Origin of the sequence: Niallia sp. FSL R7-0648 (assembly GCF_038007005.1) — a bacterium.
Taxonomy (GTDB): Bacteria; Bacillota; Bacilli; order Bacillales; family Cytobacillaceae; genus Niallia; species Niallia circulans.
Window position 1 is genome coordinate 634,828 of the sequence record NZ_JBBOWE010000001.1, and the last position, 25,086, is coordinate 659,913.

Consider the following 25,086-nt stretch of genomic DNA (forward strand, 5'->3'; position numbering starts at 1 on the left):
TTTTATAGAGGAGAAGTCATACGGAGACTTCTCCTGTTCCCTTTTTTTGAATAGCTAACAGAAAGTCTTTTGACCTTTCTAGTTATTTTTTTTACACTACAGTATAATTGGTTAAATAAAGCATGATAATATTTCAGAATAAAAGGTGAGTTGAAAAATAACGATGAAACAAATATATATAAAAGGGTTAACAGATGAACGTTATATTAGGCCGTTAGAGCACATAGGCAATTTGTTTTTTGAAGATACAAAGGTGCTTTATAGGGAACCAGAAGAAAAGGCAGACCTTCATGTTGAGTTCGAAACAGAAATTATTGGACATGAATTTATCGTAAAAGGCAAGCTCAAGGAATTAAAAGAAGAAACTATATGTAACGGCCATGCAGATCTTAGTCAATTAACGGATAAAGAAATATTTAAGCAAATGAAAAAAGCCATTTCCAAAAGTTATTTATTAATGCTGCAAGAGTATACAGGTATGGTGCAGAAATGGGGGATTTTAACGGGCATTCGCCCAACAAAACTTCTTCATCGTCATATGCAAAAGCAAACACCGATAGAAGAGGCGCATCAATCTCTTCGTGAGGAATATTTAATGTCCGATGAAAAAATCGAGCTCATGCAGAAAATCATTGATCGCCAACTAGCAGTGATTCCTGATTTATATGATTTGAAAAAAGAAGTAAGCATCTATATTGGAATTCCGTTTTGTCCGACAAAATGTGCTTACTGTACGTTCCCAGCGTATGCCATTAATGGACGACAAGGCTCTGTTTCCTCCTTTTTAGGCGGTCTTCATTATGAAATGGAAAAGATAGGGGACTGGCTGAAAGAAAAAAATATTAATATAACAACCGTCTATTATGGTGGAGGGACACCAACAAGTATTTCAGCCGAAGAAATGGACATGCTTTATGAGCGTATGCATGATTCTTTTCCAAATGTAGAAAACATTCGTGAAATCACGGTTGAAGCAGGCAGACCGGATACGATTACGCCAGATAAACTGGAAGTGTTAAAAAAATACAATATCGATCGAATTAGTATTAATCCCCAATCGTATACACAACAAACCTTAAAAGCGATTGGCAGGCATCATACAGTAGAAGAAACAATTGATAAATATCATTTAGCACGTAAGCATGGCATGAATAATATTAATATGGATTTAATTATTGGACTTCCAGGTGAAGGTGTGGAGGAATTTCAATATTCTCTTGATAAAACAGAAGAGTTAATGCCTGAATCACTGACTGTTCATACCCTGTCATTTAAACGTGCGTCTGAAATGACGCGTAATAAATCCAGATACAAGGTAGCAGATAGAGAGGAAATTCAGGAAATGATGAAGATGGCGGAAGAATGGACAGAGAAACATGATTATGTTCCTTACTATTTATACCGTCAGAAAAATATTCTAGGAAATTTAGAGAATGTCGGCTATTCGAAGAAAAACCAGGAAAGTATCTATAATATTATGATGATGGAAGAACTGCAGACGGTTATTGGTGTAGGCTGTGGAGCGTCCAGCAAGTTTATTCATCCTGTTACGGGGAAGATTACCCAATTCTCTAATCCCAAGCATCCTAAAACATATAATGAAAGTTTCGTGGAATATACAGATAAAAAAATTGCTTTGTTAAATGAACATTTTTCATTAGAAGCATCTAAATAAGGATCATTAAAAATCTATTAGAACTATTTCCGTTCTGGTAGATTTTTTTTGTTTCTGTGAATTATTTTCGTATGGAAAAGAAAGACTGGTGTCAAACTAATAAAGGTATTTCACTAAATTGCCATTTTTCGATCGAGAAAAATAGTTGCTTTTTGCAGTAAAAACGAATAACATAGATAATGTTGTTTTTAAATGTTCGTTTTTTGGAGGTTCTTTCATGTTTAAGTTAAAGGAAAATAATACAACTGTGAAAACAGAGTTAATGGCTGGATTCACAACTTTCTTAACAATGGTTTACATAGTAGTAGTCAATCCAGGAATTTTAAAAGAAGCAGGAATTCCATTTGACCAAGTATTCCTAGCAACCATCATAGCAGCTACTATCGGGACATTGTGGATGGCTTTATTTGCAAACTATCCTATTGCTATTGCACCGGGTATGGGGTTAAACGCATACTTTGCTTTTTCGGTTGTTGGAAATAATAACGTCGATTATACGGTAGCACTGTCTGCAGTATTTGTTGCCGGTATTATTTTTGTTATCTTGTCATTAACATCATTTAGAGAAAAGTTAATTCAAGCTATTCCAGATAATTTGAAACATGGAATAACAGCTGGTATTGGTTTATTTATAGCATTTATCGGGTTGAGACAAACGGGAATTATTGTTGCCAATCCAGAAAATCTAGTTGGACTAGGAGATCTTCAGTCTCCCACTGTTATAATCGCCCTTATTGGTTTAGCTATTACGATTGTTCTGTTTAGTCTGAATATGAAAGGTGCGTTATTTATTGGGATGATTGTAACAAGCATTATCGCTTACTTTACTGGTTACTTATCCTTTGAAAATGGAATTATGGCAAGCCCGCATTTACCAGAAGGCCTTATCATTAGCAATCCAATTTCAGCATTTGGCGATGTTATTCAACATGGATTGTACGCTGTCGTTTTCTCCTTTTTATTGGTAACTATTTTTGATACCACTGGTACGATGATTGGGGTGGCTGAGCAAGCTGGATTAATAAAAAATAATAAGCTTCCAAAAGCAAGGCAGGCACTTCTTGCTGATTCACTTGGAACATCTGTTGGCGCAATGTTTGGGACAAGCCCAACCACTGCTTTTATTGAATCGACATCAGGTGTTGCAGCAGGCGGCCGTACTGGTTTAACTGGTGTTACAATTGCGGTTTTATTTATTATTTCTGCCTTTTTTGCTCCTTTAGTGAGCAGCATTTCTGGTTTATCTGCTATTACAGCTCCAGCCCTAATAATTGTAGGAAGCTTGATGATCGGGGCAATAAGTGATGTGAAATGGTCAGAGTTTGATGAAGCATTCCCAGCCTTTATAGTCATCCTAAGCATGCCGCTTACATCAAGCATTGCAACAGGAATTGCCCTTGGATTTATCTCCTATCCATTATTAAAGCTAGTAAAAGGAAAAGGAAAAACGGTTCATCCACTCGTTTACGTATTTGCCGTATTATTCCTTTATCAATTAGTGTTCTTACCACATTAAAAGGAAAAAGCTGCTGTTAGACTCAATAGAGTATATAGCAGCTTTTTTTTATGAAACTCAATATACATCAGGTTCTATTCCACTCAAGTTTTAATCATTTCTTATTTCCTACAGATAATAGTAATATCCATTGAAACCTTTTACCGTTCTATTCGTATTAAAGAGTGAGGAGGGGATTTTGTGTCATTAGAGCTAAGAAACGTGACAAAAAAATTTGGTTCGTTCACAGCAGTAGATGATTTATCTATTTCGATTCCTGAAAATGAAATGTTCGGCTTTCTTGGAGGCAATGGAGCAGGAAAGACGACAACTTTTCGCATGATTTTAGGAATATTAGAAAGTACAGCAGGACAAATAACCTGGGATGGTAAGCCGATTAATTACTCAACAAGTCCATATATTGGATATCTGCCGGAAGAGCGAGGTCTATATCCTAAACTAAAAGTACGGGATCAGCTTATCTATCTAGCGAGACTTAGAGGCATGGAAAAAAAAGCAGCATTAAATGAGCTAGAATATTGGCTAAACCGCTTTAAGGTTCCTGAATACATGGATAAAAAAGTAGAGGAGCTCTCCAAAGGAAACCAACAAAAAATTCAATTTATTAGTGCTGTTTTACATAAGCCTAAATTATTAATTTTAGATGAGCCATTCAGTGGGTTAGATCCAGTAAATGTGGAGCAGTTAAAAAGTGCAGTAGTAGATTTGAAAAATAATGGAACAAGTATTGTATTCTCTAGTCACCGGATGGAGCATGTCGAGGAATTATGCCAGCATCTCTGTATTATGCATAAAGGAAAGCCTGTTGTTCATGGCTCTCTTAAGGCTATTAAGAGAAGCTTTGGGAAGAAGAATGTAACCATACACGCTGATTTTGATTTGACACATTTAATTCGCTATCCAGGCGTATTAAAATTAAAAGAAACAGCAGAAGGTGTTTCTTTGCAAATTGAAGGAGAAGAAGTTGCGGAGCGAATTCTAAATGATATAGTTGGAAAAGGCTTTATTCGCAAATTTGCATTAGAAGAGCCTTCTTTAAATGATATTTTTATCGAAAAGGTAGGTGCTTCTCTTGAATAGTTTTTGGGTTATCTTATTTCATACCTTTTTAAGTAAGTTCAAAACGAAATCATTTCTAATTACAACGGCTATTACCTTAATATTTGTGGTTGCACTAACAAATATTACTACGATTATCGATACTTTTTCTAGTGATGAAGGAAAGACGGAAGTAGCCGTAATTGATCAAAGCAACTCTTTATTACCAGCAATTCAAGAGGCAACAGAGACGTTAAATGAAGATTTAAAATTAGTTGCTTATAAGGACAGTGAAGAAGCAGCAAAACAAGAAGTGGAAGAAGGAAATTATAGTGGTTTACTAATAGTGAATATGGATGAAAGTAAATTACCTATAGCGACTTATTATACCATGGATATTGCAGAAACAACTGTTTCCGATAATATTACCAATAGTATTCAAATGGTTAAAAGTCAATTAGCAGCGAATCAACTCAATTTAACGAATGAGCAGCTTACGAAATTGAATGAACCCGTTGCATTTGAAAAAATTGCTCTTGAGAAAGATGCAAAGACAGAAGAAGAATTAAACCAGGCTAGAGGGTTAGTTTATGTTCTCTTATTCTTAATATACTTTGCCGTTATCCTATATGCCAATATGATAGCGACAGAAGTGGCGACTGAAAAATCCTCACGAGTAATGGAAATTTTAATTTCAAGTGTATCTCCAATTAAGCATATGTTTGCCAAAATTCTGGGAATCGGCTTATTAAGCTTAACTCAGCTGGCGATATTGATGCTTGTAGGTTATTTTTCATTAACTAACAATGATAGCCTAGGTTCGATGGAAGGATTCTTCGGATTTAGCGAAGTGCCTGTAAGTACCATTATCTATGCGGCGATCTTCTTTATTTTAGGTTATTTCCTATATGCTACTCTGGCTGCATTGCTAGGTTCGCTTGTAAGTAGAATTGAAGATGTGCAGCAAATGATTACGCCAATGACATTATTAATTGTGGCCGGATTTATGATTGCGATGTTCGGATTAAGCGCACCTGATACCACTTTTGTAACAATTACATCTTATATCCCATTCTTTACACCTATGCTTATGTTTATGAGAGTAGGAATGCTGAATTTGCCAGTTTGGGAACCTATTTTAGGAATTGTTGTTTTAGTGGCAACCATTATGATTCTTGCTATTTTTGGTGCAAGAGTATATAAAGGCGGCGTCCTTATGTACGGAAAATCTAACTCTTATAAAGATATAAAAAAAGCCCTGCAGCTAACGAAAAAAGAATAATTCGGAAAATGCCTCATAATAAGTGAGGCATTTTTTATGTTCCAAAACAAGCTGCAAAAAAGGATAAGAACGTGCATTCGTATTTTTTGCATGGTAGAATAGAAGCAAATAGTTTTAGGACGTGAGAGTATGGAAATATCCTTTATACATTGTGCAGATTTACATTTAGACAGCCCCATGGTTGGATTGAAGAATTTGCCCATAACAATACATAACAAACTAAAAGAAAGCACGTTTACTGCATTTAAAAAGGTTATTGATGCAGCCATCAGCAAAAAGGTAGACTTTATAATTATTGCTGGAGATATATACGATGGGGAAGATAGAAGTATAAAAGCGCAAATTCGCTTCCGAAATGAAATGCTGCGCTTAGAGGAAAATCAAATTGAAGTGTATCTGATACATGGAAATCATGATCATTTAAATGGCAGCTGGGTACAAATAGAACTTCCTCCTAATGTTCATGTTTTTCCATCGATGGTAACAGTAAAAAAATATGTGAAAAATAATTTATCGGTGAATCTTTATGGATTTAGTTATGAAACAAGACATATTAAAGAGCGAAGAATTGTTGAATACGAACGAAGCGGTGAGGCAAATTTTCATGTTGGAATTCTGCATGGCAATTTAGAGGGCTCGACTGAACATAGCGCCTATGCTCCTTTTCAAGTAAAGGATTTACTTGCTAAGAAAATGGATTATTGGGCCCTAGGACATATCCATAAACGGGAAATTTTAGAGTCTGTGCCTCCGATTGTCTATCCAGGAAACATTCAAGGACGACATAAAAAGGAAACAGAAGTAAAGGGATGCTATTATGTGGAACTAAGGGATGGGGATGCCAGTTTAGAATTTATTCCAACCTCTGAAGTAATTTGGGAAACAGTGAAAATAGATGCCAGTTTTGTCCATACATTTGATGATTTATACAAGCTCTGTCGAAAAGAAATGGATGCAGTTGGAGATAGGAAATATTCTTACCTTATATCACTAGAGATAGAGAAATTGCGTTTACAAGACTCTTTTCTAGCTTCTGATTTATTGGAGATCCTTCAGCAAGATGAGGTAGATGAGGACTCCTTTGTCTGGGTTAACTCGATAAAAGTACAGGAAAATACAGAATGGTTAAAAGAGAATTTGTTAAGGGAATCGGCATTTTATGAAGAACTATTTGCTGTAACAAAGGATTTCGAACTAGTGAATGAAGCAGTTGCACCTTTATTTCAGCATCCAAAGACCCATCGCTTTTTAGAAGAGCTTACAGCTGAAGAAAAACAAGAATTAGCGGAAGAGGCAGAAGATTTACTGCTGACTATGCTGGTGAAGAGGGGAGGCAACTAATATGGAATTAAAGAAAATAACGATTTACGGATATGGAAAGCTAGAAAATATAACGTTTTCCATTCACTCCCCTGTTCATGTGTTTTATGGCGAAAATGAGGCAGGAAAATCGACAATTATGAGTTTTATTCATAGCATCTTATTCGGATTCCCAACAAAACAGCAGACGGAATTACGCTATGAGCCAAAGCTGCAGCATAAATATGGCGGGAAATTAGACATCTATTTTCCAAAATTCGGATTAACAACAATCGAACGCGTAAAAGGAAAAGCTACAGGGGATGTGACAGTTACTTTAGCGGATGGAAGAAGAGGACAAGAGGAGCTTCTAGATGAACTATTAGCAGGAATCGATAAAGCTCTCTATCAATCAATCTTTTCTTTTAATTTACATGGATTGCAAAATGTCCAGCAATTAAGAGGAGAAGAGCTGGGGCGCTTTTTATTTTCCACTGGCGCTGTCGGATCTGACCGCTTATTGAAAGTAGAAAATGAGCTGCAGAAGGAACTAGATGTACGCTACAAGCCTAGCGGGAAGAAGCCTGTCCTTAATGAAAAACTGCAAGTTTTACGAGATAAGCATAGCCAATTAAAAAGTGCAGAGAAGGATAATAATCAATATGAACAATTACTTGCAAAGAAAAGAAAGATTGAACAAGAGAGACAGCTGACAGAAGCAGAGTTAAAAAAAGAAGAGCATGAAAAATGGTTATTGGAAGAATGGATTAAAATTAGAGGGATGGTACGTGAGCAGGAATTGTTAGAGCAAAAATTAGCTACCTGCAAAGACTTCAATTTTCCTCAAAATGGATTAATGAGATGGGAAGCCTTGAAGGAGAAATTGCTTTCTGTAGAAGCTGAAATTCGGCATATAGAAGTACGGATGGAAGAAATGGAACAAGAAATAGCAAGCATTCCTATACAGGAAGAACTTCTTATCGCTGAAAATAATATCTTACTTGCTGTTGAAAAGTTCCCCGTATATGAACAATTACAAAATCGGCAGACGCAAGTTGAAAATCAAGTTAATAAGATAGAAGAAGATATTGATAGTTTAAAGAGTAAATTGCATTTACCGATTGAAGAGAAAATGTTATTGAAGGAAAGTAATACAAGCATCTTTTTAAAAGAGCAATGTGCACAAGCTGCTTCTAAGCAACGGAGATTAAAAGAGCAGAAAGAAGAGCTTGACGAGCGGCTAAAGGCTGAGCAAACAGCTTTAGAATCCTTAGAAGAGGCAGTGAAGGAGAATAAGCAGAGGCTCTTGCCAAAAGAAGAAAGAGCTAGATTAGAAGAACGTATAAATGCAGATCATCAATATAGCTGGAACAAGGAAAAAGCAGATTTACTTTCTAGAGAAATAAATCAACTGGAAGATCAGAGGAAGTTAGAAGAGAAACGCATGAAGCATAATACAATGATAACTAGTGTTTTAACGGTGTTTCTTCTACTGGCTGGAGCGGGAGCTTTGTTTTTTGAGCAATGGTTCATAACCCTTATTTGCTTTGTTGTATGTGTTGTTTATGTGTTGTTTTTCCTGTCTGGAAGAAAACTAGCTAAAAATGAAATCAGCAAAAAAGAGAAGAGATTAGTACTTATTAAGGAAGAACGTACTCAGTTAGTCGAAAGCTTTGAAAAGGGACAAGGCATTTCTCGTTATGAAGCTCAGAAGTTTGAAGAGGATACGACGAGAAGAGAGAAATTCACACAACTCCAATTTAAATTGGAGCAGCAAAATGAAAGCTATGAGAGGGTATTAGAGGCATTTGAAAAGTGGGAAGGGGATTTTCTTTCCCATCAGAAGTTGTTAAGACAATTGGCTAATGAACTTAACATTCCATATGAACTAGCGACACAACAAATATATGATGCCTTTTTATTAATTGAAGAATGGAAAGGAAAAGATAGAGAAAGAAATTCCTATCATCAAGAATTGGAGGAGATTCATCGAGAGAGTGAGGAAATTATTAGCAAAATCAGCTATTTCTTCAAAACTTTTATAGGAGATGAGAAAGATACAATTGCTAATATGTGCTACCGTTTAAAAACGACACTAAAGGAAGAAAAAAAGAAAACGGATCGAAAAGAAGCATTACGGACAAAGCAAACAGAACTATCAGAGGATCTGGTTAAATACCAAACAGAATATAATCGCTATGCAGAAGAAAAGGCTGCGCTATTTTCCTTTGCAGATGTTACGGATGAAGAGGCATTTCGTGAAAAGGCCACCTTGGAAATGGAGAGAGCTAAATATAAAGAAAGACTTGCTGCGATTAACGTTCAATTAGAAATGACTAATATAGCAAAAGAGCATATTTCATTGTATCAACAAATTCTAAATCCTGAGCTGCAATTAGAGGAAAAGAAAAAGCGGATGGATAAATTAGCTTCTCGCTTACAGGAACTCGTAGAAGAGGCAGCAGCAACTAACTTTACCATTTCTAGAATTGAAGGCGGAGGGACATATACAGATTTATTACATTCCTTTAAACAAGCTCAGTCGGAATTTAAGGAAGATGTGAAAGAATGGGCAAAGTTTGCTATAGCAAAACAGCTGTTAGCGAAAACCGTTGAACAATATAAACAAAAACAGCTGCCCGCTATGCTGCAAAAGGCAGAGGAAAATCTCGCTTTTCTAACGGAAGGGAAATATATTCGGATTGTTCCCAAGGAGGAAGGAGCTGGGTTTTTAGTAGAGAGTCAGCATCATCTTTTTTATGAAGCGAAGGAATTAAGCCAGGGAACGACTGAACAGCTTTACTTATCCATTCGCATTGCTTTGGCACAAACATTTTATAAAAGCTTTTGTTTTCCGTTTATTATTGATGACAGCTTCGTTAATTTTGATGAAAAACGTACAGAAAAAGTGATCCAATTACTAAAGAATTGTAAGCAAAATCAGCTGATTTTCTTTACTTGTCATCGTCATCTACTAAAATATTTTCCCGCTGAAAGCTTGCATGTATTACCAGTAGAGGAAAGAGAAACAAGCTTATAAAGTTGGAATGACTTCGTGCTATACTAAATAAAGAGAAAGATAAAGGAGAGAGTGAGTTGGAGAAAAAAGGAGTACTTCAATATGAAGTTGGGGAGCAATTTGAATCTTATTTATTAATAAAGAATGCAACAAAGGCTATTGCAAGTAACGGAAAACCGTTTATGACGCTTATTTTTCAAGATAAAAGTGGAGAAATTGAAGCAAAGCTTTGGGATGCTACAGAAATGGATGAGCAGAGCTATCGCCCGGAAACGATTGTTAAAGTGAATGGAGATATTCAAAGTTATCGTGGAAAACTGCAATTAAGAATTCGCCAAATTAAGGTGGCATCAGGAGAAGAGGGCATTCGATTGGCTGATTTCCTTGAAACAGCGCCCTTAACTACAGATGAAATGTTAAGTAAAATTACACATTACATTTTTGAAATGCAGAATCCTAATATACAAAGAATAACAAGACATTTAGTAAAGAAGCATCAAGAAGCGTTTTTGCAATATCCAGCAGCAACGAAAAATCATCATGAATTTGTTTCTGGATTAGCTTATCACGTTGTTAGTATGCTTGATTTGGCGAAGGCGATTGCCTCTCTTTATCCGAGCTTGGATAAAGATTTGCTATATGGAGGGATCATTCTTCATGATCTAGGCAAAGTAATTGAATTATCTGGTCCGATTTCTACTTCTTATACTTTGGAAGGGAATTTGCTTGGACATATTTCTATTATGATTAATGAAATAGGAAAAGCAGCAGATGAATTAGGGATAAGAGGAGAAGAAGTAGTAATACTTCAACACTTAGTATTATCCCATCATGGGAAACCTGAATGGGGAAGCCCGAAAGCGCCGTTAATTAAGGAAGCAGAAATCTTACACTATATTGACAATTTAGACGCCAAAATGAATATGCTAGATCGTGTGTTAGATAGAGTGAAACCAGGTGAATTTACGGAAAGAGTATTTCCGTTAGAAAATCGTTCTTTCTATAAGCCGACTTTCCATAAATAAAACTAAGGAGGAGTTCCCATGGGTTCTCTTCCTTTTTGTGTTGGGAGATTTTAATATAGTTAACTTCCAGCTAGATAAATTATGTTCAAGGGAATAATCTAGTTTTCCTAGCATAGGATGAAATAAAAGATAGAAATTACTAGAAAGGGGAAATTTTCAATGCTAGGAATTCCACTTTGGGTTGTTCTTGTATTAGGAGGAATAGCGATTAGTGCCTTTATGGCGGTTAAAACCGGGAAAGAGGATAGAGCAGCAGAAAATGAAATAATTGAACGAGAAGGAGAGGTATACATGAAAAGGTTAGAAGAAGAGAAAAAACGTAGAGATAGGGAAGAAAGAGTATATGAAAATTAAATGGCACGTAGATATTTTAGAATTATTGAAATAGAGAAGATCGGTGCACCTTTTAGGGAAAGCGGCTGGATATCTCCAAAAAATTCAGATTATGTGTAGAAAGTAGTTGCTTTGATCTTGTAAGACTTGGTCGAAGTTAATAAGGACATCTTATGGAAATTAGAAGATGATAGGTGGGAATAAGGCCTGAAGGGTTACTTATTTAATATCACAAAGGATGACATGTATAAGATTCGTTCCTAACCAGGGGTTCATTTAGGAGGGATTTTGTAGATAGGATCCTTTGTTTTTTTTTGCGGGTAATCTAAACCCTATCTTCTTGCCCTTTCTATCCCTATAAAAAATGGGTATATGTCCTGTTCCGAAATTAGGGCAAATACATATGATAAATTGAGCTTGAAAAAGAGCTCTAAAGAATTCGCTCTTAGCAAATTCAGAAGGTTGTTACGGTTTATAGAGAAAAAAAGACAGTAAGAAGGGTGGACTATTCATAATAATGTTCCTAACAGCAATGTCTTTTATTTAGAACTAGCTTCTTAAGATGTGACCAATAGGGCCTTAGTGTGATTTATATGAGCAAACATTATGGGGCATGTATAAAAGGACTCTTAAGCTATTAAATAAAAGAATAAGAAAAACCGAAACACCATGAAATGAATGAACAAATGGTAGCAACCTTAAAGGAGGTGTTACTATGGGTAACGTTTACGGCGGAGGTTTTGCTTTAATCGTTGTATTGTTTATCTTATTAGTTATCGTTGGCGCTGCATGGCTGTAAGCTATAAGCGTATAAACGGCAATCTTACTAGGGGGTTGCCTAGATGCGCCAAAAAACAACTGGAACGATAAAGAGAGGAGGAATCTTCATGTCTGGTGGAGGAGTTTACGGTGGAGGCTTTGCTTTATTAGTAGTACTATTCATCTTATTAGTAATCATCGGAGCAGCTTGGCTATAAGTTGACCTGAAGGAATATAAAAAGAAGCAGTACGATAGTTGGTTACTTACCAACTACACACTGCTTCTTTTCTACATAGCTCTAATTAATGAAAATAGAGTTTGTTAAAAAAGAATATCTACATAGGAAGAAATCAAAAGAATCGTAATAAGAACATTTATTGTACGAAAAACTTTTGGCTGCTTTTCTTCAGGAATTTCTTTTTGTAAACACAAAGCATTTGTAAGTCTATTAATATTATATAAAATAAAAATAGCTAAAATAATAAAAATGGAGATCATCATTGATTCCCTCCTTATAAGCGGAATTTATTGTATGTTATTTACATTATCAAATAAAAGGATAAAAAGATAGTATTATAAACTTTTTTGATATAAACTTGGAGATTTTGTTCTGGAAAGAACTTAGATGACTCCTTATAATCTATCGATAAGAAAGAATAATCAACATTCCATCTAGTTTTATATCATTATATGAGCGACAAAACAATAATAGACTTCTTTTACGATAATTCACTAACATTATTTATTAATATCTCAAATCCATCCTCATTTTCTTCTACATAACAAGAGCGCGGAGAATGCCATAGATTTTTTATGCGAATAAAGTCAGGAACACAAATCCCTGTATGATAAGCGAAAAGCATTAAAAAATAATGAACATAACTTGTAAAAAGGAAACAAGATAGAAATAATACTCCACTAATGATAACAAATGGAATAATTAAAGCAAAGAGAAACTGCATTTTACCAATTGGTTCTTTAACTTGAATGTGAAGAATTGGTAAAATTTGCAAATGCTTAGTCCAAGTTTTTTTTATTTTATCGCCTAAATGAAGCATAGGTAATAAATGAAGCAGCTTGTGTAATGGATACATAAGTAAAAACATTGCCATAAATAGTAAAAAGTAATCGTCAGAAAGTTTGTTATGTGCAAAATAGCTTATAATTGGTACATATAGAAACAGAAAACAACCAATCATTGTCATAGTAGACAAAATAAATAGGCGCTGAGTTCCATATTTTTTATGGAAGTGGACAGTCTTCCAACAGTTCATGTTAATACCCTCCATAGGGAGAAATTTTTAGTTACTTGTGATGATACGTTCTTGCTTGAATAACTAATAATTGGAAGAATATCTTTTCTTTGCCTTATCTTGCGTTTTAATCAAGCGAACTCACCTTGCTACTTTACGATGAATAGAGTAAAAAATCAATAGTCTCTTTATACAAATTTATGACATTTTTTATATTTAGTAATTCTAAGAAGAAGAAAACCTATTCTCTATGTATTTTTGTTTGAATTTTCCGAAAAAAAGATAAGAAAGCAATCTGCCTTCTTATCTTTTTTACCACCGGTCTAGATTGTCCCAAACCTGGAGTCCTATTCCCCAATTTAATATTATCTCTATTTAGTAAATACTGGTTCTTTTTGCTTTAAATGTCCTTCATCCTCTTCCAAAATATCGTCAAGATTAGTAAAGGATTTCTCAAAAATTTCAATGAAATTGTCCCCATAAATATGTTTAACGATAGTCATTATGTCTAAAAGCTCCGGAAACTTTCCATATAAATTCTTGATTGGTAAGGAGGCGGATAGAGCTGAACTGTTGCTTGGATTGTATTCTTCCATAATTTGAACAAACACTTTTTTCCCTTTGTCCGTAAGGCAAATATACGTATTTCTCTTATCATTTTCTTTTTTCGAGAATTCTAGTAGTCCTCTTTCTTCTAATTTCTTCGAAAAATTAAATGCAGTTGAGACATGCATTACACCGAAATTTGCTACATCTGAAATAGAAGCGCCATTTAGCTGATAAGCAATCCAGAGTATATGGTGTTCATTAATGTTTAAATCGTATGGTTTAATCCAATTTTGCCAGTCCTTCTCAATCGCCTTCCATAATGCTTTACTAAGTTGTCCAATTCTTTGTGTGAAGAGTAAAGCGTCCTTCATAGAAATCTGACTTTCATCCATCCAAAATTCACCTACTTTTCTGTTATCTATAAACATTATGCCAATAAAACAAAAATTAATAAAGATAAAAATTAACAAAATTTTTAGAAATAAGAATTTTCCTTTTAAGAAAGCGCTTTATTGCATAAAAATGTAATATCAGAAATAAAAATTCAGAAGTTGTCTATACATTTTCTCTCAAAAATGAAAGGATAAAATAAGAATTAGAGACAAAGAGGAAACAAATGGAGGAGGGAAAAGTCCCAAAAAAAGTGAATAAAAAATTAAATTATAATAAAAGAGATGTAAAAGTGAAAAAAGAAAAAACAAAAAAAATGAGTGATGAAAAATTATATGCGAATAAGAATTAACATCAATGTGTTAAAAAATATAACATGAAAAGAAAGGACATGAGCGAATAGAAAAAAAGAGGAAATTCATGTTAGAATTCCTCCTTTTTTCTTAGCTTTTCTGTATAGTAAAAGCGATTAAATTATTTTAAATCATTTTCTAACTCATTAATCGTGGATTGTAGCCCATCTAGTTCTTTTTGAAGTATTTCTTGATGTGGTTTTACTTCTTCCCGCCATGTTTCCAAAGAAAGCTTAAGATCTTCAATAAAAGTACTAAATACCGTTTTACCTTCTACTGTAGCTGTTTTAATAGAGTCTTTTATCTCATTTAAATCTAACTTTAATTCTTGAATATGTTGAAGAAAAGCTTTTCCATTATCACTGCAGGCTTTTCTTACTTCTTTACCCGAGTAAGGAGTAGTTAATAAGGTAGTGATTCCGGCTGCGATTCCTCCAATTAAAAATCCTGATAAGAATGATTTTGCACTCATTTGCTTACACCTCGCTCTTTTTTTCATCATTATAACGTATTCAAGCCATCATTACTATTGTAAAGGGAATTCTATAGAGCTAAAGTCTTTTTATTGTTGATACTTGAGCTGAAAATCCTTCATAAATGTACTTAATGCTATTACATGTTCGAGGGGAACGGCATTATAAATAGAAGCTCGGCAGCCGCCCACAGAGCGATGCCCGTTTAGACCAACAAATCCTGCTTCCTTTGCTTCTCTTAAAAAATCCTTTGTAAGATCTTCTGACTGTAAAGTAAAAGTAACATTCATTTTAGAACGACTTGTTTTTTCTGCATGGCCGCGATAAAAACCATTGCTTTGATCGATTACTTCATATAAATGTTTTGCTTTTTCGTTATTGATGGCAGCAATACCTTCCACTCCACCATGTTTCTCTACCCATTTTAGAACAAGGGATAAAAGGTATATCCCCAAAGTTGGCGGGGTATTGAATAAAGAATTATTTTTAGCGTGTGTATGATAACTTAACATGGTTGGCAAAGCAGGATCTTCTTTGATTAAATCTTTTCGAATGATCACTACAGTTACTCCAGAGGGGCCAAGGTTTTTTTGGGCGCCAGCATAAATAACTCCAAATTGTGAAACATCAATTGGTGTGCTTAAAATATCACTCGACATGTCTGCAATTAAAGGGACAGATAAATTGCTTGGAAAGCTGCTCCATTGGGTGCCAAAAATGGTATTGTTGCTTGTGATATGGAGATATGCTGCATCATCTGGTATGTTAATCTGTTCATGGTCAGGGATATAGGTATAATTATCGTTTTTACTTGAAGTTGAAATGGCCGTATTACCGAGCTTGGAGGCTTCCTTCATGGCTTTTTCTGACCATACTCCAGTGAGAGCGTAATAAGCTGTTTGACTTTTAGGAAGCAAGTTCATTGGTATCATTGTAAATTGAAGACTTGCTCCACCTTGTAAAAAAAGAATTTCGTAATTATCTGGTATAGAAAGCAGAGATGTAAGTAGTTCCTTTGCTTCATTATGTACAGCTTCATAATCTTTGCTGCGGTGACTTAATTCCATTAAAGACATACCTGTATCATTAAAATTTAACCAATGCTCCTTTGCCTCGTGTAAAACCCATTCTGGTAAAGCTGCAGGACCTGCATTAAAGTTATATGCTCTTTTCAACGTTCTTTCCTCCTAAATTAACTTTTCAAATAGTAAAGCGTTAAAGACAAAAAGATTACCCTTATACTAACAAATTCAGCTGATTTGTACAGATGAAAAAAACACCTTTTTGAAAAAGTGAGAATTTTTCAAAAAGATGCTTTGTTTTTTCATGCTATTAGAAAAATATTTCCTTCCAGATACTAGAATCTTCGTAGTTGTTTTTTAAGGAAGGGAGCGGTATTCCAATAAAAAACGAAACTATTATTAAATAGCTTTTGAAAATATGAATTTTTTTAGAAAGTTTTTTCAAGAAAATAAGCTAATGGACTTATCTTACTTTAGAATTAATTTTTTCTGCAATCTCTGTCAGCTCTTCATTTGAATATCCATCAAAATTTGTTTTCCAAACAGCTCCAAAACCATCTCCTTTTCCATAACGTGGAATAAGGTGCATATGATAATGGAAAACAGATTGTCCGGCTTTTTCACCATTGTTGTTAAGGAGATTTAAACCAATTGGTGCATAAGCTTCTTTAATGGCAGAAGCAATACTTGGCACAACTTCAAATAGATTGCTTGCAATTTCAGGAGTTAATTCAAAGACATCCTTTACATGTTGTTTTGGTATCACCAATGTATGTCCTTTAGTAACTTGGCTAATATCTAAGAATGCCATTACATGTTCATTTTCAAAAACTTTTTTAGACGGAATTTCTCCAGCAATTATTTTGCAAAAAATACAATCACTCATAAAAATACCTTCCTTCATTATGTATTATCAATATTTTAACACAGGAACTATTTTATTGAACAACAAAAGGAAGAGGGTGCCTTGGAAAGGATCCTCTTATATGGATTGTCCAAGCGAGAAGTTTGAATAAACCTCTTTACTATGGATATACATAATAAGAATACCTTTTAAGGACACCCTCTAATGAAGGAGAGAACTTCTATTTAACGTTATTTTAGGGTTCTTCTCTTTGATAAACACCTCATTTAAAAAATGAATTGTGTTAAGCTTTAGAGAAATCGATCATTGTTCAAACGAACCATCCCCTTAAAATGTCTTTATATGTCAAAAACGTATAAAGAATGGATGACTGTCTGCGACAAACACCTCATTTCAAAGTGGAAATGAATTAGGCTGTTTTCGTAATGAAGCAGCTTGGTGTTACTGATCTTCTGTTCCTAACTTGCTTATGCAAGGCAAACATCCCCTTTTATAAACGAATGGAAGCTTTTTTAAAGAATCTGTATAGAATCTTTTGCAAACACCTCATTTAATATTGGAGTTATACTGCAATATTTCTTTGGTGCTCCCCTTCAATAAATAGAATATCCTGAACAAGATTTTATATACGAAGAAAATGAAAATTTTTCTGTGCAATCATTTTTATTTAAGGAAGAATGTTGTTAAACTATAGATAATACATATTGGAGGTACAATAGATGGCGTTGTTAGAAATAAAGAATGTTACTGGAGGGTATACACGGAATCCTGTCTTAAAGGATATTTCCTTTTCTATTCATGCGAATGAAATGGTTGGCTTAATCGGATTAAATGGTGCTGGAAAAAGTACAACTATTCGTCATATCATTGGATTGATGGAGCCGCATAAAGGAGAAATCCTTATTAATGGCAAGACGTTTGAAGGCGATAAAGAGGCATATCGAAAGGAATTTACCTTTGTACCTGAAACGCCTATTTTATATGATGAATTAACATTAGAAGAACATTTAAGAATTACTGCCATGGCATACGGCTTGTCAGAGTCTGATTATCAAAAGCGGATGGAAATATTATTAAAAGAATTTCGCATGGAAAAAAGACTAAAGTGGTTTCCGGCTCATTTTTCGAAAGGAATGAAGCAGAAGGTAATGATTATGTGTGCTTTTCTAGTGGAACCCTCTCTCTATATAGTGGATGAACCATTTGTCGGATTAGATCCGCTTGGGATTCAATCGTTATTAGATCAACTAAAGAAAATGAAGGATGGGGGAGCGGGGATTCTAATGTCTACACACATTCTTGCTACAGCCGAAAGATATTGTGATCGGATTATTATTATTCATGAAGGCCAAATAAAGAGTCAAGGAACCATGGAAGAATTAAGGACAGCCTTTAACATGCCAGCTGCAACATTGGATGATATTTATATCTATCTTACAAAGGAAGAAGAACATGTTTGAATTTAATGAGAAGCAGTTATGGAGAGAGAGAGCTGGGCAGACAGCGAAAGAATATAGTCAATATTTAAAGTATATTCTTAATGGCCATGTTGTCATCGTTTTAGTTTTTTTACTAGGGACTGGAGCCTTCTATTATCAAGCATGGTTAAAAACGATTTCGAATGACTTCCCTGTTGCGCTTATTATGAGCATTATCCTTACTCTTTTTATGACAAATAGTCCAACCTATACTTTTTTAAAGGATGCTGACCGGATCTTTTTAATTGCAGTAGAAACCAAAATGAAAAGGTATTTTCTCCAATCCATGATGATTAGTTTTGTCCTTCAAGGCTACTTGCTTGTCATCATTCTTGCTGCCTTGATGCCGTTATATGCAAAAGTACACGGTGGTGATTTTAGTCGCTTTTGGTATCTACTTATTGTGTTGTTGATAAGTAAAGGAGCTAATTTGCTGATTCGCTGGCAAATACAATACTATGTAAATGTGCGTTATCATCATATAGATAGTGTTGTACGATTTTTGATTAATTTAGCTATTTTGTATTTATTATTTGCTGACTCGTCTCCGTTATTTATTCTTGCTCTTCTTCTAATTATGGCTTTCTTGCTTATATACTTTCAGAAAGCGACAAGCAATAAAGGCGTAAAATGGGAATATTTAATTGAACAAGATGAAAAAAGACTAGCCTCTTTTTATCGCTTTGCCAATATGTTTACAGAGGTACCGAGTTTAAGAAATCGTATAAAACGAAGACGTTTTCTAGATGTATTATTCAGCCGCGTTTCTTTTGCGAGAGAAAAGGTATTTACGCATTTATACTGGAGAACCTATGTCCGTGCAGGAGATTATTTCGGCTTAACGGTTCGGCTAACATTGATAAGTGGAATTTTCATCTTTTTCTTATCTTTTGGACCTGGACAAGTATTCATAAGTGTATTATTTGTTTTCTTAACAGGCTTGCAGCTGCTGCCGCTTTGGAATGCCTATGATAATAAATTGTGGATTACAATTTATCCAGTGGCAGCCTCTGCTAGAGAAAAATCATTTAAACAAATCTTAGCTGTGATTTTAAGTTGCCAAGGAATCATTTTGTCTCTAATTATTGCTTTAAAAGGAGATTGGATGTATGCTTTGATTTCTTTAGTAGTTAATATTGTTTTTATTATCTTCTTTACTTCGTTTTATATAAATAAAAAAGTAAAAAAGGGATAAATAGAAGAGGAGCTTAAACCTTAGTGTGTATTAGAAGGGAAGCTCCTTTTTTAATAATTAACTTCAAAAAATCAGGAACTATTTTTTTTATGGAACGTAAGCATAAGCAAGGAGGAAGATAAATGAATGAATATGAACAAAGAGCGTTAAAAGAAGTAGAAGAGTGGAAACGGAAAATCCAAAAACGGTCTTCTATTTTAAATAGAGTATCCAAAAAAGCGCAAAATAAAATAAATTCTTATATACCAGATAAAGTTCATCAGACCCTTACGGAAGCAATTAAACAGATGATTCAAGCAACACTTGCCGGCAGCAATATTATCAAGAAAAAAAATCCACCTATCTTCCGTTCTTTGCAAGGAAAAGATGAAGAGTTAACGAAAAAAATAAGTCAATTTCAAAAGGTTGCTGTTGTAGAAGGTGCCGGAACGGGGGCTGGTGGGATATTGCTTGGATTGGCTGATTTTCCCTTATTGCTTTCCATTAAAATGAACTTTTTAATGGAAGCCGCAGCCACATATGGTTACGATACGGCTCAAGTGGAAGAAAGAATCTATTTGCTCTATATCTTTCAGCTAGCTTTTTCAAGTGAAGGAAAACGAAGAGAAGTTTTAGAGATAATAGAGAATTGGGAAGAAGAAAAGCTGAGAGCTGCTAGCCTTAATTGGCAGGATCTACAGCAGGAATATCGCGATTTTATTGATTTTGTAAAAATGCTGCAATTGGTGCCGGGGATTGGGGCAGCTGTGGGTGCCTACGCTAATTATAATTTAATGGATCAATTGGGAGAAGCAGCTAAGAATGTTTATCGCTGGCGTTATTTTCAGGAACAAAACAAATGAAAAAAGGAAGGATTCGTGTGTTTAGAATCTCTTTCCTTTTTTTATGATTTTATGAATTTAAGTTAGTACTAGCCTTTGCAGCGCTTAAGGAAATATTATAAGTAATAGCAGCAGAACCTAATGTTTTTGCGGCAATAAGCATAGCCTTTTCATTAATATCAAATTTAGGATGGTGGTGCGGATAAGTCGGACCATTTGTATCAGGCATTGCTCCTGTAAAGAAAAAGGCACCTTTTACATGCTGCAGATAATAAGAGAAGTCCTCGCCAGTTAATTCAGGTTCTCCCTCTAGAACGGTCACTCCTGGGACCTTTTCCGCACAATGTGCTAAAAAGGAAGTTTCCTCAGGGTGATTAACGACTGCTGGATAGCCGTCATCGTATTCATATTCATATGTACTATTTGCTGTATAGCACGTGCCTTTTATTACTCTCTCCAGCTCTTCCTTTATAAGTAATTGCGTTTCTTTATCAAACGTCCGGACTGTTCCCCCTAGGATCGCTGTGTCAGCAATCACATTAAAAGCATTACCAGATTCAAGGTAGCCTACTGTTAAAACAGCATGGTGGATAGGATTTACTTTTCTGCTGACAATTTGTTGAAGGTTAAGGACCAGTTGAGATGCGGTAACAAGAGAATCCTTCGTTTTGTGCGGCTGTGCTCCATGTCCCCCTTGACCTTGGATTTTAATTTTAAATTCATCTGCTGCTGCCATCATGGGTCCTGCTTTATAGGAAATAGTCCCTGTGGGAAGTGTCGCCCATAAATGAGTGCCAAATATAGCCTCCACATTTTCCAGGCAGCCTGCTTCAATCATCGCTTTTGCGCCACCTGGATTTGATTCTTCAGCATGCTGGTGAATAAAAACAAAATTCCCTGCTAATTCTTCTTTAAACTCATTTATTACTTTAGCAAGTATTAATAAGGTTGCAGTATGCCCATCATGACCACAGGCGTGCATGACACCTGAAACCTTTGACTTATAAGCAACATCTTTTTCATCTTGGATTGGAAGAGCGTCAAAATCAGCACGGAGCGCAACTGTTTTTCCAGGTTTTCCCCCTGATATTTTTGCGACTACTCCATTACCTCCGACGTTTCCTGTAACTTGAATTCCTAATTTTTCATAGAAAGAGATGATATATTGAGCTGTTTTAACCTCTTTGAATGATAATTCAGGGTATTGATGAAGGTATCTCCGTATTTTAACCATTTCATTATAATAGTTATCTAGTTGTTCCCATATAATTTGTAGCATATCTTCCACCTCGTTTGACTATTTAGAATATTTTTATTATAGCATGTAGTAATAAAGAAGAGAGGTGAAAAGCGGATAAACTATTATGTATCGTAAAGATTATGCCTATCCTTATAAGAGAGATGTTGTTAAAATAAGGTTAAAATGAAATTCATTTAGGAGGAATTATGGATATTAGAAAATCAAAAATGGCTTGGGGATTAATAATCCTGTCATTCTTATTGTTTATCCTGCTAATCCTAGCTGTAAATGGACAAGCAATATTAGCATTTGATACAGAACTAACCCAGTTTATACATACATTGTTTCCAGCTAGTTTTATTCCTTTTTGGGAAGGCATATCATCCATTGCAGATAAAATAGGCATTGGAATTATCGCTTTCCTATTTATTCTTTTTCTTTGGTGGAAAAAGAAAGATTTTGTAGGAATTGCAGCATTTGTCTTTTGTGTTGGACTAGGAAATGAACTGAATAAGTGGGTGAAAGATTTAGTGGCAAGACCTAGACCCATAGCTGCTGAAGCATTAGAGACAGACAGTTTTAGTTTTCCTAGCGGGCATGCAATGGTAGGATTACTTCTTTATTTGTTTATTGCACATATTCTAGCGAAAGAAATAAAAGGGAATGCAGGAAAGCTGATTTTGGCAGTTATTGCTTTTGTATTCATTTTGCTAATTGGTATAAGTAGAATTGCTTTAGAGGCCCACTATCCAACAGATGTTATTGGTGGTTATTTATTAGGAGGGATCTGGCTGTTTGTATGGGTAGGTTTCTATGAAACATTTTATGATCGATTTCATAAACAAAAAGGAGCAGGAACAAAACTAAGTAGCTAATGGATGATAAAGAAGTTATAGAAAATTTCATGGAACTTCCTTTTAAAAAGGTTTAAAACCCAAACAATATACGAACCATACATTAGTATCTTCGTATAATTATTTGGGTTTGCCAGTAAAAATAATTTTTAACTGACTATCGCTAGTTAGATGAGGAACATGGCAAAAATAGTAGTCACTACTAAGCCGATACAGACTGGAAGAAGATTTCTCCTTGCTAATTCAAATGGATCGACATTACAGATTGCAGCAGCCGGGATTAATGCCCAAGGGACTAAAGTTCCACCGCCAACCCAGATGGCAGCAATTTGCCCTAAAGCAGTTAATGTGCTTATTCCACTGCCAATTGCATGGGCAAACAACCCTGCAATAGAACCTGCTAATGAAATGCCAGAGAAGCCAGAACCATCTAAGCCGGTAATAACTCCTACAGCTGTTAGTGTAACGGCGCCAATTTCTTTCGTTAATGGAACAGTGGAAGCAAGAGCAATACCGAGATCATTGACGATTCCGTGGGACTCCTTTGGGAGAAAGTCCCCGATAATCGTACTAAAACCAGAGTCACCTAAATAAAAGAAAGCAGCGATTGGAATAACCGGTCCAAATACTTTAAAACCAAATTGGAATCCTTCGATCAAATAAGTCGTTGTTTTCTCCAAGCCTTTATTTTTGTAGCTTACTAATGTTATTAAAAGAAGAATAAAAATGGATGTTCCACCAACCAGTGCGGTAGCATCTCCCCCTTGTAAATCTAATAAAAACATTGCAACAACATCAAGAATATAGAGAATGGGAATCAGAATGGCGAACAGTTTCTTTTGTGTACTACTTAGTAGTAATTTATTTACTTGGGGAAGAATATCTGATTTATTAATAGAGGTGACACCAGTTGCAAAAGTCAGTGTTCCTCTTTTCATATCGCGTTTAATAAAATAAAATGCAGTAATAGTTGTTACAACCCCCATAACAATGACAAGGGGGATACTTGCATGCATGACGTCTTCGACAGATATGCCGGCAGCATCTGCTGTAAGTTTCGTCGCAGCTTGGATGATAAAATCTCCTGATAATGCAATCCCATGGCCGAATAAATTCATTGCCATGGCAACAGCAATTCCTGGCAGACCAACCCGTAAAGCTACTGGTAAGAGAACAGCTCCGATCAATGCTACTGCGGGGGATGGCCAGAAAAAGAAAGAAATGAGCATCATTACTATTCCGATCGTCCAATAAGCGAGTCCAGGTGAACGAATAAGTTTGGAAAAGGGAGAAATCATTACATCGTTAATACCTGTTTTCGTCAAAATTTTACTCATTGCAACAATAATAGAGATAACAACAATAGTAGGTAACAATTCTGTAATAGCAAAGATGAAACTATTGAAAATACTGCTAATCGAGGTACTTAAAGATCCGGTCGCTGTTATCGCTAATAGAAAGATTCCAACGATACAAATAAAGGTAGTATCTCTTCTCATTACCATAAAGCCGATGATAAAGACAATAAATAGTACATATATCCAATGAAGTGCTGTTAATTCGATACCCAAATAAATCCAGCTCCTTTCCCGATTTGAAGTGGAGGATGCTATAGGCATCTATCACCATTCGGTTAATACAGATTATGTAGCTGTATGTAAAAGGTGATTGGTACCTCCTTGAAATATAGTGTGTTTCACTTCATTGCTTTGGAATGGGAGGAAGGATTTATTCTAAAAATCCGGAAGAAAAATGTGCCAAAGACTCCTTCTCAAGGTGGAGAAAAAAACATCGAAAGAAGGAGCAAAAAATTACATAAAGGTAGTACAATAGATTTATAGTTGAAAAAGACTGCTTTTTAGAATTTCACAAAAATTCTATCTATAGATGTCTAGGAAAGAAGGGGAGTTTTTGAGAAGATCAATCTCCAAAATAATGTTTTCTATTAGTTTACTTATTGTAGGAGTAATCTTATTACTTGTTAATATTGGTGTCATTTCCTTGGAAATAAAAAAATTATTTGTCATAATATATCCGTTTTTGCTGCTTGTTTATGGTCTGCTTTCGCTCTATCAAATAACATTAAAACGAAAAAGCAATTTATTTTTCACCTTATTTATTCTTATTTTCTCTATTCTTCTCCTTTTGGATCGTTTTCAAGTATTAGAATTTAGATTTATCGATTTTTGGAAATTATGGCCATTAATTATTATTTTAATGGCACTAGGACTCATCAAACCTAAGTTCACTTTTGAATATGACAGTGGCGGAAAACGTTATACCAAGAAATCCTTTCGCATGGGAGATGTTAAGTATAATACAGATAATTGGGCTGTCGAACCGATGGAAATTTCTCATGGGTTAGGAGATGTCTATATTGATTTTAGCAAAGCTTTTATTCCTGAAGGAGAAACCGAGCTGTTTATCCATGCGAGGATTGGTGATGTGAAAATTATTGTTCCAGATGATCTAGCCATTTATGTTCAAGCCGAAGTAAAGATTGGAGAAGTACGAATTCTGCAGTCGGTTAAGGAGGGAATTGGAAATAGTCTGGAGCATAAATCTGCCTATTATGAAGAGGCAATAAAAAAAATAAAGCTAAATATTTTGCTTGATATTGGCGATATTACAGTGCAAAAGGTATAA

General features: G+C 35.0%; 24 protein-coding genes. 16 read left to right on the forward strand and 8 right to left on the reverse strand.

All coding sequences use genetic code 11. From position 1 onward, the window contains the following. Nucleotides 1–163: 163 nt before the first annotated feature. The 10 genes from NSQ89_RS03100 (at nt 164) to NSQ89_RS03145 (ending at nt 12,164) form a co-directional block, all read left to right on the forward strand. Entirely contained in the window at nt 164–1,675 is a 1,512-nt protein-coding gene (locus tag NSQ89_RS03100; RefSeq protein WP_047943044.1) for a coproporphyrinogen III oxidase, read from the forward strand. Nucleotides 1,676–1,892: 217 nt separating this feature from the next. Next, entirely contained in the window at nt 1,893–3,191 is a 1,299-nt protein-coding gene (locus NSQ89_RS03105) for an NCS2 family permease (protein WP_341132244.1), read from the forward strand. A 180-nt stretch (nt 3,192–3,371) separates the two neighbouring features. Continuing rightward, a complete protein-coding gene (locus NSQ89_RS03110) occupies nt 3,372–4,271 on the forward strand; it encodes an ABC transporter ATP-binding protein (protein WP_341132245.1) in 900 nt (299 codons plus the stop codon). Continuing rightward, entirely contained in the window at nt 4,264–5,511 is a 1,248-nt protein-coding gene (locus NSQ89_RS03115) for an ABC transporter permease (protein ID WP_095330114.1), read from the forward strand. Before NSQ89_RS03110 ends, NSQ89_RS03115 begins: the two co-directional genes overlap by 8 nt. Nucleotides 5,512–5,640: 129 nt before the next feature. After that, nucleotides 5,641–6,852, forward strand: a complete 1,212-nt coding sequence (locus NSQ89_RS03120) for a metallophosphoesterase family protein (RefSeq protein WP_341132246.1) — start codon at nt 5,641–5,643, stop codon at nt 6,850–6,852. Between the two features lies 1 nt (nt 6,853). Continuing rightward, complete coding sequence (locus NSQ89_RS03125) at nt 6,854–9,850, forward strand: ATP-binding protein (RefSeq protein ID WP_341132247.1); 2,997 nt, start codon at nt 6,854–6,856, stop codon at nt 9,848–9,850. 56 nt (nt 9,851–9,906) lie between these two features. After that, nucleotides 9,907–10,854, forward strand: coding sequence for a 3'-5' exoribonuclease YhaM (gene yhaM, locus NSQ89_RS03130; RefSeq protein WP_047943145.1), 948 nt, complete (start codon nt 9,907–9,909; stop codon nt 10,852–10,854). 159 nt (nt 10,855–11,013) lie between these two features. Next, complete coding sequence (locus NSQ89_RS03135) at nt 11,014–11,208, forward strand: sporulation YhaL family protein (RefSeq protein WP_047943053.1); 195 nt, start codon at nt 11,014–11,016, stop codon at nt 11,206–11,208. A gap of 694 nt (nt 11,209–11,902) precedes the next feature. Beyond that, nucleotides 11,903–11,986, forward strand: a complete 84-nt coding sequence (locus NSQ89_RS03140) for a YjcZ family sporulation protein (protein WP_035416275.1) — start codon at nt 11,903–11,905, stop codon at nt 11,984–11,986. An 88-nt stretch (nt 11,987–12,074) separates the two neighbouring features. Continuing rightward, nucleotides 12,075–12,164, forward strand: a complete 90-nt coding sequence (locus NSQ89_RS03145; protein ID WP_035416274.1) for a YjcZ family sporulation protein — start codon at nt 12,075–12,077, stop codon at nt 12,162–12,164. 104 nt (nt 12,165–12,268) lie between these two features. Here NSQ89_RS03145 and NSQ89_RS03150 read toward each other — a convergent pair whose 3' ends face one another. The 3 genes from NSQ89_RS03150 to NSQ89_RS03160 form a co-directional block, all read right to left on the reverse strand. Continuing rightward, complete coding sequence (locus NSQ89_RS03150; RefSeq protein WP_035416273.1) at nt 12,269–12,448, reverse strand: hypothetical protein; 180 nt, start codon at nt 12,446–12,448, stop codon at nt 12,269–12,271. A 218-nt stretch (nt 12,449–12,666) separates the two neighbouring features. Further along, entirely contained in the window at nt 12,667–13,221 is a 555-nt protein-coding gene (locus NSQ89_RS03155; RefSeq protein WP_047943055.1) for a DUF3267 domain-containing protein, read from the reverse strand. 350 nt (nt 13,222–13,571) lie between these two features. After that, nucleotides 13,572–14,141: an HTH-type transcriptional regulator Hpr gene (locus NSQ89_RS03160; RefSeq protein WP_047943056.1), complete on the reverse strand. Its 570-nt coding sequence runs from the start codon at nt 14,139–14,141 to the stop codon at nt 13,572–13,574. A 224-nt stretch (nt 14,142–14,365) separates the two neighbouring features. Between NSQ89_RS03160 and NSQ89_RS03165 the strand changes: the two genes are divergently transcribed. Continuing rightward, entirely contained in the window at nt 14,366–14,491 is a 126-nt protein-coding gene (locus NSQ89_RS03165) for a hypothetical protein (RefSeq protein ID WP_268874801.1), read from the forward strand. A 122-nt stretch (nt 14,492–14,613) separates the two neighbouring features. Here NSQ89_RS03165 and NSQ89_RS03170 read toward each other — a convergent pair whose 3' ends face one another. The 3 genes from NSQ89_RS03170 to NSQ89_RS03180 form a co-directional block, all read right to left on the reverse strand. Further along, complete coding sequence (locus tag NSQ89_RS03170) at nt 14,614–14,964, reverse strand: YtxH domain-containing protein (RefSeq protein ID WP_047943058.1); 351 nt, start codon at nt 14,962–14,964, stop codon at nt 14,614–14,616. Nucleotides 14,965–15,054: 90 nt separating this feature from the next. After that, complete coding sequence (serC, locus tag NSQ89_RS03175; protein WP_047943059.1) at nt 15,055–16,140, reverse strand: 3-phosphoserine/phosphohydroxythreonine transaminase; 1,086 nt, start codon at nt 16,138–16,140, stop codon at nt 15,055–15,057. A gap of 310 nt (nt 16,141–16,450) precedes the next feature. Next, nucleotides 16,451–16,873 (reverse strand): HIT family protein, encoded by a 423-nt coding sequence (locus NSQ89_RS03180; protein WP_047943060.1) that lies wholly within the window; start codon nt 16,871–16,873, stop codon nt 16,451–16,453. A 698-nt stretch (nt 16,874–17,571) separates the two neighbouring features. On the opposite strand from NSQ89_RS03180, the gene NSQ89_RS03185 reads away from it, so the two are divergent. The 3 genes from NSQ89_RS03185 to NSQ89_RS03195 all read left to right on the forward strand — a co-directional run bounded on the left by NSQ89_RS03185 (nt 17,572) and on the right by NSQ89_RS03195 (nt 20,367). Beyond that, on the forward strand, nt 17,572–18,312 hold the full coding sequence (locus NSQ89_RS03185; RefSeq protein WP_047943061.1) for an ABC transporter ATP-binding protein: 741 nt from the start codon (nt 17,572–17,574) through the stop codon (nt 18,310–18,312). Continuing rightward, nucleotides 18,305–19,525 (forward strand): ABC transporter permease, encoded by a 1,221-nt coding sequence (locus NSQ89_RS03190; RefSeq protein ID WP_047943062.1) that lies wholly within the window; start codon nt 18,305–18,307, stop codon nt 19,523–19,525. The genes NSQ89_RS03185 and NSQ89_RS03190 overlap by 8 nt, the downstream gene beginning before the upstream one ends. A gap of 122 nt (nt 19,526–19,647) precedes the next feature. Beyond that, on the forward strand, nt 19,648–20,367 hold the full coding sequence (locus NSQ89_RS03195; protein ID WP_047943063.1) for an EcsC family protein: 720 nt from the start codon (nt 19,648–19,650) through the stop codon (nt 20,365–20,367). A 49-nt stretch (nt 20,368–20,416) separates the two neighbouring features. Here the strand turns inward: NSQ89_RS03195 and NSQ89_RS03200 are convergent, their stop codons facing one another. Further along, nucleotides 20,417–21,625 (reverse strand): M20 family metallopeptidase, encoded by a 1,209-nt coding sequence (locus NSQ89_RS03200; RefSeq protein ID WP_336045507.1) that lies wholly within the window; start codon nt 21,623–21,625, stop codon nt 20,417–20,419. A 167-nt stretch (nt 21,626–21,792) separates the two neighbouring features. Between NSQ89_RS03200 and NSQ89_RS03205 the strand changes: the two genes are divergently transcribed. After that, complete coding sequence (locus NSQ89_RS03205; RefSeq protein WP_095320236.1) at nt 21,793–22,461, forward strand: phosphatase PAP2 family protein; 669 nt, start codon at nt 21,793–21,795, stop codon at nt 22,459–22,461. Nucleotides 22,462–22,607: 146 nt separating this feature from the next. On the opposite strand, the gene NSQ89_RS03210 is transcribed toward NSQ89_RS03205, so the two are convergent. Further along, the gene (locus NSQ89_RS03210) at nt 22,608–24,011 is read right to left on the reverse strand and encodes a hypothetical protein (protein ID WP_341132248.1); all 1,404 of its coding nucleotides are present in this window, start codon (nt 24,009–24,011) and stop codon (nt 22,608–22,610) included. 340 nt (nt 24,012–24,351) lie between these two features. Here NSQ89_RS03210 and liaF point away from each other — a divergent pair, with 340 nt between their 5' ends. After that, entirely contained in the window at nt 24,352–25,086 is a 735-nt protein-coding gene (gene liaF, locus NSQ89_RS03215; RefSeq protein ID WP_167555725.1) for a cell wall-active antibiotics response protein LiaF, read from the forward strand.

Excerpts from the sequence above, each read along its gene's own strand:
- NSQ89_RS03155 (WP_047943055.1), bottom strand. The coding sequence starts at position 13,221 with ATGAACTGTTGGAAGACTGTCCACTTCCATAAAAAATATGGAACTCAG.
- NSQ89_RS03205 (WP_095320236.1), top strand. The coding sequence starts at position 21,793 with ATGGATATTAGAAAATCAAAAATGGCTTGGGGATTAATAATCCTGTCA.
- NSQ89_RS03105 (WP_341132244.1), top strand. The coding sequence starts at position 1,893 with ATGTTTAAGTTAAAGGAAAATAATACAACTGTGAAAACAGAGTTAATG.
- NSQ89_RS03185 (WP_047943061.1), top strand. The coding sequence starts at position 17,572 with ATGGCGTTGTTAGAAATAAAGAATGTTACTGGAGGGTATACACGGAAT.
- NSQ89_RS03170 (WP_047943058.1), bottom strand. The coding sequence starts at position 14,964 with ATGAGTGCAAAATCATTCTTATCAGGATTTTTAATTGGAGGAATCGCA.
- NSQ89_RS03120 (WP_341132246.1), top strand. The coding sequence starts at position 5,641 with ATGGAAATATCCTTTATACATTGTGCAGATTTACATTTAGACAGCCCC.
- NSQ89_RS03165 (WP_268874801.1), top strand. The coding sequence starts at position 14,366 with ATGGAGGAGGGAAAAGTCCCAAAAAAAGTGAATAAAAAATTAAATTAT.
- NSQ89_RS03200 (WP_336045507.1), bottom strand. The coding sequence starts at position 21,625 with ATGCTACAAATTATATGGGAACAACTAGATAACTATTATAATGAAATG.
- NSQ89_RS03100 (WP_047943044.1), top strand. The coding sequence starts at position 164 with ATGAAACAAATATATATAAAAGGGTTAACAGATGAACGTTATATTAGG.
- NSQ89_RS03160 (WP_047943056.1), bottom strand. The coding sequence starts at position 14,141 with ATGGATGAAAGTCAGATTTCTATGAAGGACGCTTTACTCTTCACACAA.
- NSQ89_RS03190 (WP_047943062.1), top strand. The coding sequence starts at position 18,305 with ATGTTTGAATTTAATGAGAAGCAGTTATGGAGAGAGAGAGCTGGGCAG.
- NSQ89_RS03140 (WP_035416275.1), top strand. The coding sequence starts at position 11,903 with ATGGGTAACGTTTACGGCGGAGGTTTTGCTTTAATCGTTGTATTGTTT.
- NSQ89_RS03135 (WP_047943053.1), top strand. The coding sequence starts at position 11,014 with ATGCTAGGAATTCCACTTTGGGTTGTTCTTGTATTAGGAGGAATAGCG.
- NSQ89_RS03180 (WP_047943060.1), bottom strand. The coding sequence starts at position 16,873 with ATGAGTGATTGTATTTTTTGCAAAATAATTGCTGGAGAAATTCCGTCT.
- NSQ89_RS03145 (WP_035416274.1), top strand. The coding sequence starts at position 12,075 with ATGTCTGGTGGAGGAGTTTACGGTGGAGGCTTTGCTTTATTAGTAGTA.
- NSQ89_RS03150 (WP_035416273.1), bottom strand. The coding sequence starts at position 12,448 with ATGATGATCTCCATTTTTATTATTTTAGCTATTTTTATTTTATATAAT.
- NSQ89_RS03195 (WP_047943063.1), top strand. The coding sequence starts at position 19,648 with ATGAATGAATATGAACAAAGAGCGTTAAAAGAAGTAGAAGAGTGGAAA.
- NSQ89_RS03125 (WP_341132247.1), top strand. The coding sequence starts at position 6,854 with ATGGAATTAAAGAAAATAACGATTTACGGATATGGAAAGCTAGAAAAT.